General features: G+C 65.8%; 6 protein-coding genes. 5 read left to right on the forward strand and 1 reads right to left on the reverse strand.

The genetic code is table 11. The features are described 5' to 3' along the window. Positions 1-119: 119 nt before the first annotated feature. Positions 120-3,176 (forward strand): glycoside hydrolase family 2 protein, encoded by a 3,057-nt coding sequence (locus ACMGDH_RS07055; RefSeq protein ID WP_436827246.1) that lies wholly within the window; start codon positions 120-122, stop codon positions 3,174-3,176. A gap of 56 nt (positions 3,177-3,232) precedes the next feature. On the opposite strand, the gene pelA is transcribed toward ACMGDH_RS07055, so the two are convergent. Next, positions 3,233-4,531, reverse strand: a complete 1,299-nt coding sequence (gene pelA / locus ACMGDH_RS07060; RefSeq protein WP_436827247.1) for a pectate lyase — start codon at positions 4,529-4,531, stop codon at positions 3,233-3,235. Between the two features lie 249 nt (positions 4,532-4,780). Between pelA and ACMGDH_RS07065 the strand changes: the two genes are divergently transcribed. From ACMGDH_RS07065 to ACMGDH_RS07080, 4 genes are all read left to right on the forward strand, one after another. Continuing rightward, on the forward strand, positions 4,781-7,057 hold the full coding sequence (locus ACMGDH_RS07065) for a hypothetical protein (RefSeq protein WP_436827248.1): 2,277 nt from the start codon (positions 4,781-4,783) through the stop codon (positions 7,055-7,057). A gap of 28 nt (positions 7,058-7,085) precedes the next feature. Then, positions 7,086-8,435, forward strand: coding sequence for an oligogalacturonate lyase family protein (locus ACMGDH_RS07070; RefSeq protein ID WP_436827249.1), 1,350 nt, complete (start codon positions 7,086-7,088; stop codon positions 8,433-8,435). Between the two features lie 156 nt (positions 8,436-8,591). Continuing rightward, entirely contained in the window at positions 8,592-11,333 is a 2,742-nt protein-coding gene (locus ACMGDH_RS07075; protein ID WP_436827250.1) for a TonB-dependent receptor, read from the forward strand. 17 nt (positions 11,334-11,350) lie between these two features. After that, the gene (locus ACMGDH_RS07080; RefSeq protein WP_436827251.1) at positions 11,351-13,567 is read left to right on the forward strand and encodes a glycoside hydrolase family 88 protein; all 2,217 of its coding nucleotides are present in this window, start codon (positions 11,351-11,353) and stop codon (positions 13,565-13,567) included. Positions 13,568-13,579: the final 12 nt, after the last annotated feature.

Raw genomic sequence — 13,579 nt, forward strand, 5'->3', positions numbered from 1 at the left:
GCCGCCAAACACGAATACAAGCGCGCCTACCTGCCCGTGAACCGCCTCGAAGACGGATCCATGTGGAACTGGTGAGGCGGCTATAAGAAAATAATTCAATAAGTTGGGGGGAGGTATTGATGTCGGCCGGAAATAGAATCCTGGCGTTGCTCGGCGCTGCGAGTGCGATCACCATCGCACAGGCGGCACCCGCGCTGGCGCACGATGCGTCGATCGTCGTCGCCTCGCCGCGCAGCACCTACAACCTAAACCCGGGTTGGCGGACCACCACCAGCGATGTCGCGGGCGCCGAGCTGCCCGAGTTCGACGACGCCAAGTGGCAGACGGTCACGCTTCCCAACGCGTTCAACGAGAAGGAAGCGTTCGCCCGCGACATCCGCGAGCTTTCGACCGGCATCATCTGGTATCGCAAGCGCATCACGCTTCCCGCGGGCGCCGAGAAGGGTAAGGCGTTCCTCGAGTTCGAAGGCGTGCGCCAGGCAGCCGAAGTGTGGGTGAACGGCCGCTCGGTAATCCTTTCCGAACATGGTGCGATGGCGTTCGGCGCGGATATCACGCCGATGCTCAAGCCCGGCGAGAACGTGATCGCAGTGCGCGTCGACAACGACTGGCGCTACAAGGAACGTGCCACCGGCAGCGGCTTCCAGTGGAACGACCGCAATTTCAACGTCAACTATGGCGGCATCACCAGGAATGTCCGTCTGCACCTGTCGGGCAAGCTGTACCAGACGCTGCCGCTGTATTCTGGACTGGGAACCACCGGCCAATATGTCTGGGCCGATGGCTTCGACATTCCCGGCCGCGCTGCAACGATCCACGCCGAGACGCAGATCCGCAACGACGATGCCCGCCCGCGCAGTATTGGCTATCGCGTCGAAGTGCGCGACCGCGAGGAACGCGTGATCGGCCGCTTCGACGGCGATACCACGACGATAGCGCCCGGTGAGACGCGCACGCTGGCGGCAGAGCGCCGGCTCGAAGGGCTCCACTTCTGGAGCTGGGGCTATGGCTATCTCTATCGCGCGACGACCAGTCTGGTGGAAGCGGGCAAGGTGATCGACAGCGTCGATACGCTCACCGGGTTCCGCCAGACGCGCTTCGCGGACGGCATGGTCACCCTCAACGGTCGTGTCATCCAGATGCACGGCTATGCCCAACGCACCTCGAACGAATGGCCGGCGGTGGGCGTCTCGATCCCGCCGTGGATCAGCGACTTCTCCAACGCGCTGATGGTCGAGAGCGGCGGCAATCTCGTTCGCTGGATGCACATCGCGCCTTCGAAGCAGGATGTGGAATCGGCTGATCGCGTCGGCCTGATCCAGGCGATGCCTGCGGGAGATGCCGAGCACGACGTGGAGGGGCGCCGCTGGGAACAGCGCAAGGAAGTGATGCGCGACGCGATCATCTACAATCGCAACAACCCCTCGATCCTGTTCTACGAGGGCGGCAACGAGAGTATCAGCGAAGCGCATATGGCTGAGCTCAAGGCCATCCGCGACCGCTATGACCCGAACGGCGGCCGTGCGATCGGATCGCGCGAGATGCTCGACAGCAACACCGCCGAGTACGGCGGCGAGATGCTCTACATCAACAAGAGCGGCGACATCCCAATGTGGGCAATGGAGTATAGCCGCGATGAAGGTGCGCGCGCCTACCAGGACGAGTTCACGCCGCCCTTCCACAAGGACTCGCCCGACTATAACCGCAACCAGGACAGCCATGCCGCGGAGGACGTGCGGCGCTGGTGGGACTATTATCGCGTGCGGCCCGGCACCGGAAAGCGCGTGAGCTCCGGCGGCGTCAACATCATCTGGTCCGACAGCAACACCCATTTCCGCGGCGACAACAATTATCGCCGCTCGGGCGAGGTCGACGCGGTGCGGCTGCTCAAGCAGGGCTTCTATGCGCATCAGGTGATGTGGAACGGCTGGGTGGACCCCGAGACACCCGCGACGCACATCATCGGCCATTGGAACTATGCCTCCGGCACGGTGAAGGACGCCACGGTCGTCTCGAACGGCGAGAGCGTCGAGCTGTTCCTCAACGGCCGCTCGCTGGGGAAGGGAGAACGCAGCAGCGGTTTCCTGTTCACCTGGCCCAAGGTGGAGTGGGAGTCCGGTACGCTGCGCGCGGTGGCGACGCACGGCGACGGCCGCACGTCCGAGTACAGCCTCGAAACCGTGGGTGAACCTGCGGCGATCCGACTGACGCCGCGTACCTCCCCGCGGGGGTTCGTGATGGACGGTGCCGATGTCGCGCTCGTCGATGTCGAAGTGGTCGACGCCCAGGGACGCCGCGTGCCGACCGCAAACCATAAGATCGCGTTCGATCTTGCCGGACCTGCCGAATGGCGCGGCGGGATTGCGCAGGGTGACAGTTCAGGCAAGCCGCGTGCCGAAATGCCGGTCAAGCAGGAGTCGATCCCCGGGACGACCAGCTATGCAGGCACCGCGCGTCACGAGGACAATTATGTCTTGTCCCGCGCGCTGCCGGTCGAGGGCGGCGTGAATCGCGTCCTGCTTCGCGCAGGCACCAAGAAGGGTATCGTTCAGCTCACCGCTACCGCCGACGGCCTCAAGAGCGCGACGATCGAGATTCCGGTCGTGCTTCCCGCGGCGGCGAAGGGCGGACTGTCGCCCGATTTCCCTGAGAACCACCAGTTAGGCCTGCTGACGCGCGGCCCGACGCCCGCGACGCCGTCCTATCGTGTGACGCGAACGACTCACGTTCCCACGCGGATCGTAGCTGGTGCCAACCAGGCCGAAGCTGGCAGGACCACCGACGACAATGAGCTTTCGCGCTGGGCGAGTGACGGCAAGCCGGGCACGGCCTGGATCGAGTATCAGTTCGATCGCCCGGTGACGCTCAGTGAAATCGACCTCAAGCTAGTCGGCTGGCGCACGCGCAGCTATCCCCTGCGCTTCACCCTCGACGGCCGCACGATCTGGGAAGGCGCGACCGAGCGTAGCCTGGGCTATGTGGGGCAGGCGTTCCCGGCGGCGACCGGGCGCGTGCTGCGCATTACCCAGACGGGCCCGGTGGCGGACCGCGACGGCTTCGGCAACATCGTCGAGCTGAGCACCGCGCGCCAAGCCGGTGACACTGGCGCCAATGAAGTGCCGCCCGGCTGGAGCCTCGGCATCGTGGAAGCCGATTTCCACGGCCCGGCAGAATAGGCGCAAAGGGCGAGCGGGCGCGATAAAGCCGGGGCGGAGGACCGCCGCCGCCAATGTCAGTCCGTGATCTTCTTGCCCTTTGACCAGGCTTCGTAGGCGTCGATCGCGCGCTGCGGGTTGGTAACCCACCAGTTGTAGCCGTTGCGGCGGCCGACCGAGATGTTGTTGACGTCGGCGTGGATCGTCCGGTCCTTGTCGCCGAAGATCGGCTTGCCCGTGACCACGTCGTAATTGCGCGACCAGAGCGGTCCGCCGCCCTTTTGCGGGATCAGCTTGCGGCCCTCCGGAGTCTGCGTCCACGCAAAGTCGCGCACCGCGCTTGCCTTGAGCCAAGCGATCCCGCCATCGACCGCGGCGCGGATTTCGGGCGAAGGGTCGCGCTGGCGCATCAGGAACAGCAGGATGTCCGTGGTCTCGGCGCTGGCGATCGAGCGCGGCTCGTAGTTGCGCGCCGAGATGGGCTCGAGCGTGAGCGGATCGACTTGCTGCGACCAGCCAGCCAAGCGACCGTTCTGCCGGACCTGCGCCTGGAGGATCACCTTCACCGCAGCCTCGACTGCGCGCGCGGCCTGTGCACGAAGATGCTCGGGAACGAAGCGATAGCCGGGATCCTCGGCGACATCCTCGAGCAGCATCGCCGCCTTCGAGACCGCATCGTCGTTGAAGGTGATGCCGTCGTGGAAACCGCCCTCGAGCGGCCAGATCTGCGGCCAGCCGCCGTTGGGGTATTGGGCGGCGAGCAGATAAAGAACGCCGTCAACAAAGCTCTGCCGGTAACGCGCGCCCGCATCGCCCGGGAGCGCCGTCGCGACGCGGCCGAGGAAGCGCATTTCAGTGGTGGTAGCGCCATTGTCGAGCGTGCCGACGAAGGTCCAGAAGCGGTCCACCGGCGCGTCGAAATTCGCCGGATCCTGCACCATCGTCTCGGCATCGTTCGCGAAGCGCTGGCCCGGAAGCCGCGGCGGGCCGGCGCGGTTCTGGTTCTTGCTCCAGCCGCCTGCGGGAGTCTGAAAGCTCACGATCGTGTCGGCGATGCGCCGCGCTTCCGCCGAGCCGTACCATTTGGCATCGCGGTCGAGCGGCATGCTCTTTTCACCACCGCCGAACGCCTGGGGCGGGGGAGGGGCTGACTGGCCTGGGGCGAGCTCGGCGGCGAGCGTCGCGCGATCCGCGCGCCGTTGCGCCTCGGAGCGCAGCAGATAGGCGCGCCAAACGGGCTGCTCGGCATCGGGGAGCGTCGCGATCCGGCCCTCCGAGAGTGTCTGGGCGGGCTGGTTGATCGCGATCACCTGCGCCGCGGCGGGCGTCGCAATGACCGATACGCCGATGAGCAACGCGGCCGGCAACCTGTTCATCTTCTTTCCTCTCCTCCGCCAACCAGGGTTTAACTCCCATTATGCGGTACATTGTTTCAATTAGCACTATACATGCCGCGGAAAAAGAGTCATTCCAATCCCCGGCTACCATCGGAATGGCGCAGAAATACGTCAGTGACACCGGTGGACGAAACAAGCGCTGCCACCACCGGCGAATCCCGCAGGATCGGGTGGTAGAAGCAAAGGCGAGCGGCCCGGGAGGTCGTTCGGCGGAGAGGAGCTGACGTCTTGATCCAGGATCACCATGCACCCGCGCGCCCGCGTTCCGCGCTGCTGCTCGGGACGCTGCTTGCTGCAGCCACAGGCTTCACTGCAGCCTCTGCCCAACCCGCGCAGCCGATCGATCGCGAGGCACTGGTCCGTCGCCACAATCCGCAATTCACGGCAGTCGACCCGCACGCGCCGGTGATGCTCGGCAACGGCAATCTCGGCTTCACTGCCGACATCACCGGGCTCCAGACCTTTCCCGAGCGCTATTCGGAGCTCGCCCCACTGCTGACGATGGCGCAATGGGCCTGGCACAGCCTGCCCAATCCAAAGGGCTATACCGAGAAGGACGGGCTGGTGAACGTCGCGGTCCCCGGGCGCGGCGAGCAGCCCTATGCCTATATGAAATCCTGGGATGCGGCCGAGCAGAAGCCCGCCTTCACCTGGCTGCGCGCCAACCCGCACCGCATCTCGCTAGCGCGGATCGCCTTCACGATCGACGGCAAGGCGCCCGACTTCGCGCGCATCGCGGCGCCGCGCCAAACGCTGGACATGTGGACCGGCACGCTCGAGAGCCGCTTCACCTATGACGGCCAGCCCATCCGCGTCGTCACGCGCGTGCTGCCGAAGCCCGATGCTGTGTTCGTCGATGTCCAGTCGCCGCTGGTGGCAGCTGGTCGGCTGGGCGTAACGGTGCGCTATCCGGGCGTCGATCCGAAGATCAATCCCGACCCGTCGCGCTGGGATGGAGGCGGGACGACCACGATCCTGTCGCGCCGGCCGAACCGCATCCACCTGCGCCGCGCGCTCGACGCGACGCAATATTGGTCGGCCCTGGCGAGCAACGGCGTGCTCGCGGAGCACGGTACCGGGATCGCCGCACGTGCCAGCGGCGGCGACCGGCTGACGGTGATGGCTTCGTTCGACCGCAGCGCCGCGCCTGTCAGCCTTCCCGCCGCCGATGCCGCCGCCAGTTCCGTAACCGACCATTGGCGACGCTTCTGGACCAGTGGTGGCGCGATCGACTTCACCGGCAGCACCGATCCGCGCGCCAAGGAGCTCGAACGGCGCGTGGTGCTCTCGCAATATCTTTCGGCGGTGAACGGTGCGGGCGAGCTGCCGCCGCAGGAGGAGGGGCTCTTCTCCAACAGCTGGTACGGCAAGTTCCACCTCGAGATGCACCCCTGGCATTCGGCGTGGCAGCCGCTCTGGGGTCGCCCCGAGCTGCTCGAGCGCAGCCTGCCCTGGTATCTCGCGCATCTGCCCAAGGCACGCGAGGAGGCCGCGCGGCACAAGGTGAAGGGTGCCTGGTGGCCCAAGATGGTGGGGCCCGAGGGACGCAACAGCCCCAGCCTCGTCTCGCCTTTCCTGATGTGGCAGCAGCCGCACCCGATCCTGCTCGCCGAGCTCGTGTGGCGCGCACGCGAAGACCGCGCGACGCTGGATCGTTACGGCGAGCTGGTCGAGGCCACCGCAGAGCTGCTCGCGTCTTGGCCGCTCGACGCGGGCGGGCGGAAGAACCTGGGTCCGCCGCTGATCCCGGCGCAGGAGAATTATGACCCGATGACGACGGTGAACCCCACCTTCGAGGTCGAGTATTTCCGCTGGGGGCTGACGACCGCGCAGGCCTGGCGCGAGCGCCGCGGGCTCGCGCGCCGCGCCGATTGGGATGCGGCGCTTGCCCGGATAGCACCGCCTGCGGTGCGCGATGGGCTCTACTTGCCTGTCGAATCCATTCCTGACTTCTGGACGACCGCGCAATCGGCCGAATGCCGAGGCAACGCGGCTGCGGAGCACTGCAAGAATCGCGATCACCCCTCGTTCCTGATGGCTTATGGCTTCATTCGCGGGGAGCGGATCGATCCCGTGACGATGCGCCGCACGCTCGACGCGATGGAGGCCAATTGGGACCTGCGCCAGACTTGGGGCTGGGATTTTCCGATGATCGCCATGGCCGCGGCGCGGCTCGGCCAGCCCGAGAAGGCCGTCGACTGGCTGTTCGCGGACCGGAAGAACAACCAATGGGGCCGCACCGGCATGACGCCGCGCGTCCATCTCGACGAACATGCCAATGAGCTGGTGCCGGTCTCGGGCGGGGCAGGGGGTGTCAAGATGGCCAGCAATTCCGACGGCGCCGGCTATCGCCGCGCGGCGGAGACCTATTTTCCCTCCAACGGCGCACTGCTGATGGCGGTGGGGATGATGGCCGCCGGCTGGGACGGCGCCACCGGGCACGCGCCCGGCTTCCCCAAACAGGGCTGGACCGTGCGCGTGGAGGGAATCAACCCCGCGCCATGAGCAGATCCACCGTATCGAAGGAGCGTTTATGACGGCCGAAACTCGGCGCACCGTCCTGAAGGGACTGATCGGCGGCTCGATTGCTGCACCCGCGCTTGCCGAGGCTGTGGCTCAGGTTGCGCAGCCCGCGGCGAAAGGGCTCGCGCCGCGCGAATGGGTAGATGCCAAGACCGGGCATCGCGTCTGCCGCGTCAGCCCCGACGAGGGTGGCGGCAAGCTCTATTTCTACAAGAACGCCTATACGCCCGAGGGCGACCTGATGGCGATCTCCACCCCCGGCGGGATCGCGCTCGTCGATCTGAAGACCTTCCAAACCCGGCTGCTGGTCAAGAATACCAAGGCCGACCTGATGTTCACGGCGCGCCGCTCGCGCGAGGTCTTCTATTCGGTCAGCGATCCGGGCGAGGCGCAGCCGATGGACCGGCCACGCACGGTGTTCGCGGCGAATGCCGATACCGGCCGTACGCGCCGCATCTGCAGGATACCCAACGGCCAGTTCAACGCGCTCAACGCCGATGACACGCTACTGCTCGGCTACGTCGCCTACGGCTCGCAGCCGCTCCAGCCCGGCGTCGCGGACCCGCGCAATCGGCGGTTCGACCAGGCCGAATATTCGGCGACCGGACCCGACGGCAAGCCGCTCAACTTCGCCCGAGCCAAGGGCGTGCGGATGCTCCAGCGCTGGGCGGCGCGCTATCCGATGGAGATCTTCGTGGTCGACGTGCGCACCGGTACGCGGCGCGTGATCCACAAGACCAACGAGTGGATCGGCCACACCCAGTTTTCGCCCACCGATCCGCAGCAGATCATCTTCTCGCACGAGGGGCCGTGGCACCGCGTCGATCGGATGTGGGCAATGCGCGCGGACGGATCGGGGTTGCGCAAGCTCCACCAGCGGACGATGAACTTCGAGATATTCGGCCATGAATGGTTCGGGCCGGACGGCAAGCAGGTGTTCTACGATCTGCAGACGCCGCGCGGACAGGTGTTCTGGGTCGCCTCGGTCGATCTCGAAACCGGCCGCCGGGTCTATCGCTGCGTGGAGCGTGACGACTGGTCGGTGCATTTCAATCTGTCGCCCGACGGCAAGCTCTTCGCCGGCGACGGCGGCGACGCCGACATGGTCGCACACGCCGCCGACGGAAAATGGCTCGTGCTGCTGCGCCCCGAGGCAGTTCCGGACGCCGACCCGGAGAGCGACCGTGACGAGCTGATCCATACCCAGGTGATGCGCCGTGAGCGGATCGTCGACATGTCGGCGCACGATTACCGGTTGGAACCCAACGTCAGCTTCAGCCCCGACGGCGAGTGGCTGTTCTTCGTATCCAATATGCACGGCGCGAACCACGTCTACGCAGTGGAGGTGCAGCGCAGCTAGGACCTGCTGATCGGCTCCACAGCAGCACGAGCCGCACTTCGGGGACTAGACGGCTTTTTGCAAAATGTGATAGTTCATCGCAAAATCTGGGAAATGAGCGACACCGCCCAGAGTTATTGACACCGGTATCAATAAGGGTCGCGCGTGGAGAGGAAGATGATCAGTTCGTTGCGTAATCCTGCCCTGCTTTCGGCCGGCGCCTCGGTGCTTGCGCTGTTCGCCGCCACCGGTGTCCAGGCCCAGACCGCCGAGCCGGCGCCCGCTGCGCCTGCCGCAGCCGAGCCGCAGGAGGCCGAACCCGCGCAGGATGTGGCGACAGACGAGGAAGTGGTCGTCACCGGCTTCCGCTCGAGCCTCGACAAGGCGCTCAACGCCAAGCGCAACGAGGCCGGTGCGGTCGACATGATCCTGGCCGAGGACATTGCCGACTTCCCCGATCTCAACCTCGCCGAATCGATCCAGCGCCTGCCCGGCGTGACGATCGAGCGCGAGGGCGGGCAGGGCCGCACGATCAGCGTGCGCGGCCTCAACGCGGACTTCACCCGCGTGCGCATCAACGGGCTCGAGGCGCAGGCAGCCTATGGCGGCAACCGCAGCCGAGGCTTCGACTTCTCGATCTTCGCGTCCGAGCTGTTCAACAGCATCACCGTCCGCAAGACTCAGTCGGCGGAGATCGAGGAAGGTTCGCTGGGTGCGACCGTGGACCTGCAGACCGGGCGTGCGCTCGATTTCGGCGCGGGCGTCCATGGGGCCGCCGCCGCACAGGGATCGTACAATGACCTATCCAAGCAGCTCCTGCCCCGCGTCGCCGGGCTGCTGAGCTGGGCGAATGAAGACGAGACCTTCGGTGCGCTGATCTCGGTCGCCTACAGCGAGCGCAAGCCGACCAGCGAGAGCTTCAACACCACTCGCTGGCAGAGCGGCGATCCCGCGGCGGCCTATGGTGCGGGCAACAATTTTGCGGGTTGCGTGACCTGCACCACCGACGCGCAGCGCACCGAGTTGCTCTCGGCCTATTATCCGCGCATCCCGCGCTACACCTACGGCCAGTTCGCGGAAGATCGGCTCGGCATCACCGCCTCGCTTCAGTGGAAGCCCTCGGCCGACACCGAAGTGGTGGTCGACATGCTGCACTCGCGCTTCAACCAGGAAGCCGAGAGCCCCAACATCGAAGCGATCAGCTTCAGCCGCGCCGCGGGCGGCGTGCGCGAGACGATCGTGCGCGACTATGCGATCGATCCCGAGAAGAACGTCATCTCCTATGGCGTGTTCGACGATGTCGACGTCCGATCGGAGAATGGGTTCGTGCGGGACGAGAGCGAGTTCACCCAGCTCTCGCTCAACGCACGCCATGCCTTCAGCGACAGGTTCCGCGGCCGGATCAAGATCGGCAGCTCGCTGTCCCAGGCGCGCACGCCGCTCTCGGTCGCGTATATGTTCGATGCGACCAACCGCGACGGCTATACCTATGATTTCCGCGAGAACGATCGCCTGCCGCTGATCTCCTATGGCTTCGACGTGACCGACGGTCGCAACTTCACCCTCACTGAATGGCGCCGCAGCACCGGTGGCGCCGACTATCGGCTCAAGACCGCGGCCGGTGCGCTCGAATATGACATCGAGGATGGGCTGACGATCAAGGGCGGTGGCGAGTATCGCACCTACAGCTTCGATACCTGGGGCTTCCAGCAGGCCGTGTCGCAGCTCTCGGGTGCCGACCGCGCGACCGATGTCACCAATCTCGGCCGGATCGCATCGATCGAAGGCGGGCTCGACATCCCCGACGGCACCGATCTCCAGTATCTCGTGCCGGACATCGGCAAGATCAGCGACTTCCTGAGCGTCTACGATGCGCCGCTGGTGCCGACCTATAACGGCGTGCGCGAGGTCAAGGAAACCGACAAGGGCGCGTTCATCCAGGCCGACTTCAACTCTACGCTCGCGGGGCTGACGGTCCGCGGGAACCTCGGCCTGCGCTATGCACGTACCGACACCGAGAGTTCGGGCTATCTCAACACCGAATATGTGACGGTGAACAACACGTATGAGGACTGGCTGCCTTCGGTAAATATCGCGATCGAACCCGCGCAGGAACTGGTGGTCCGCCTCGGTGCGGCCAAGGTGATGTCGCGGCCGGCGCTGGGCGACCTCACTCCCGGCGGCAGCCTGTCGACGCCCACGCGGCGCGTTTCCTACGGCAACCCGCTGCTCGACCCGTTCCGCGCAACCAACCTCGATGCTTCAGTCGAATGGTATTTCGCCAAGGAATCGCTGCTCGCAGCGGCAGTCTTCTACAAGAAGATCGATTCGTTCATCACCACGGTGACCGATGTGGTGCCATGGGCGAGCCTGGGTCTCCCCGACAGCCTGCTCGCCGGAACGCCGGCGTCACCTGACGAGGATTTCGAGGTCACCCGCAAGATCAACGGGCAGGGCGGTACGCTCAAGGGCATCGAGCTTCAGTACCAGCAGCCGTTCAGTTTCCTTCCGGGCGCGCTCAAAGATTTCGGCTTCATCGGCAACTTCACCTATGTGGATTCGGATGTTGATTATGGCGACTATGGCAAGAACCGCCTGACGGGCCAGTCGAAGTTCATGTACAATGCGACGCTTTACTATGAGACGAGCCGGTTCAGCGCGCGCGTTTCGGCGGCGTATCGCGACGGCTATCTTCTGTCTTTCCCCGGAGGGAACAACAACAGCGAGGAGGGCGTCAACGGCGCGACCAACATCGATGCGTCGATCGGCTATGAGCTGACCGACAACGTCAAGCTCTCGCTGGAAATGGTGAACCTCACCGACACCTACAGCGACCGTTATGTCGACGTGACCGACCGCGTATCCAACTACCGCCACTTCGGCCGGGAGTTCCTGCTCGGCGTGCGGGCGACCTTCTGAGGCGAGGAGAGGGGATCGTGCAAACGAGATCGACCATCGCGGTGGCGCTGCTGCTCGCCGGCAGCGCCCTTGTTCTGCCGACCGTCGCGGCGGGGCAGGTAGCTGGGATCGAGCCGGCTTGGCTCACCGCCAAGCCGCGTCCGGCGCTCAGCACCGATCCGAAGCGCCTCCCGACGCGCGAAGAGGCGCTTTCGGCCGCGGAATATGTCGCCTCGGCCCAGATCGCCTCGATGGTGAATAATCCCATTCCGCTATCGACGGGCGGGGCACTCGATCACCTCTCCTCCAATTGGGTCTCGGCGGCTTTCTATGTCGGCGCGGCGCGGCTGGCGCGCGTATCGGACAAGCCCGAGATGCTGCGCTTTCTGACCAACGTGGCCGAGCACTACAACTATGCCTTGCGCGGTGCCCGCTCCGGCGTGACGATGCTCAACGCCGACGACATTGCGATCGGCGACCTCTATCAGGAGCTCTACGCCCGGCGCGGGCAGGAAGGCACGCTGCTGCCGCTGCGCCAGCGGCTCGACTGGCAGGTGCCACATCTCAATCGCCCGACCGACGACGGGCCGCTGATCTGGTGGTGGTGCGACGCGCTGTTCATGGCGCCGCCTGTGCTCGCGCGCATGTCCGCGATCACCGGCGATCCCAAATATCTGATCGCCGCCGGCCGCGAGTGGCAGCGCACCGCCGCGCGCCTCTGGGTGCCGCAGGATCGGCTGTTCCTGCGCGACGAGCGTTTCAAGGGACGGACCGAGGCGAACGGCAAGCCGATCTACTGGTCGCGCGGCAACGGCTGGGTGCTCGCCGGGCTCGCGCGCTGGCTGGAGAGCTTGCCCGCGGACTTCGCCAACCGCGGCTTCTACGTCGATCGGTTCAAGACGCTCGCCGGGCGTATCGCCGAGCTTCAGCGTCCCGACGGCCTTTGGCCCGCGAGCCTGTTAGCGCCCGACGCATATCCCGAAGCGGAGACTTCGGGCTCGGCATTCTTCGTCTACGGCCTCGCCTGGGGGATCAACCACGGGTTGCTCGATCGTGCGGCCTATCTGCCGCACGTCCGCAAGGGCTGGGCCGCGCTCAATCGCCAGGTGCTGCCGAGCGGCCTGCTCGGCGCCGCACAGAAGACGGGCGACCAGCCGGTGCGCACCAGGCCCGAGGAGACGGGTCCCTATGCGAGCGGCGCTTATGTCCTTGCCGCGATCGAGATCGCTGATCTGGGCGGCAAAGTGCAGACGTTGCCGGAGGCCGAGCCGGCGCGCGATACGACCGAGGTGATCGCCGCGACCACGCCGGTCCCGCCGCCGCCCAAGACCGTGGTGGGCGCCGAGGAGATCGCGCGGCGCGAGGCCGAGATGAAGGCAGTGCGGGCGCTCTCCTATGATCCCGCGGCACTCAAGCGTCCTTCCGAGATCGAGATGCTCCCCCTGCCGCCAGTGGAGCAGCTCAAGCCCCGCGCTGTGGCGCGCTTCGCGCCAGATCGCCTGGATGACCTGCTCTGGGAGAACGACCGCGTAGCGCACCGCATCTACGGCCCTGCGCTCGAAGCCAAGGAGCCACCCTCGGGATCGGGGATCGACGTCTGGGCCAAGCGCGTGCGCTACCCGTTCATGGATCGTCAGCTCAAATTCCCGAACTATCACGTCGATCGGGGCGAGGGCCTCGACTTCTACGATGTCGGGCGCAGCCGCGGCGGCGGGGGCCTGGGCGTCTGGTACGACAACAAGCTGTGGACTAGCCGCAATTTCGCCGATCACAAGATCATCGAGACCGGGGGCGACACGGCGCGCTTCTCGGTCACCTACAAGCCCTGGCCGGTGGATGTCGTGCGGAAGGTCTGGGAAACGCGCGAGTTCGCGCTCCCGCTCGGTTCGCACTTCACGCGGATGCGATCGACTCTGTCGTCGGATACGAAGGAGCCGCTGACCGTCGCGATCGGGATCGCCAAGAAGAGCACGCCAAACGGCAAGGGCTTCGTCACGCGCAGCCGCGAACAGGGGCGCATGACCTTCTGGGGGTCCGAGGATCCCGGCCATGGCGCGCTGGGCTTCGCAATCCTCGCCGATCCGGCGATGGTGGTCGGCTTCGTCGAGGATGCCGAGAATTACCTGATGCTGCTACGTGTGGAGCCCGGCAAGCCCTTCACCTATTACATGGGATCGGCCTGGAACCGCGGCGGCAACTTCGCGACACGCGAAGCTTGGGAACGCCATGTAGCGGAACAGAAGATGGCGTTCTGAGCATCTGCATCT

Origin of the sequence: Sphingomonas radicis, assembly GCF_051400635.1 — a bacterium.
Lineage (GTDB): Bacteria > Pseudomonadota > Alphaproteobacteria > Sphingomonadales > Sphingomonadaceae > Sphingomonas.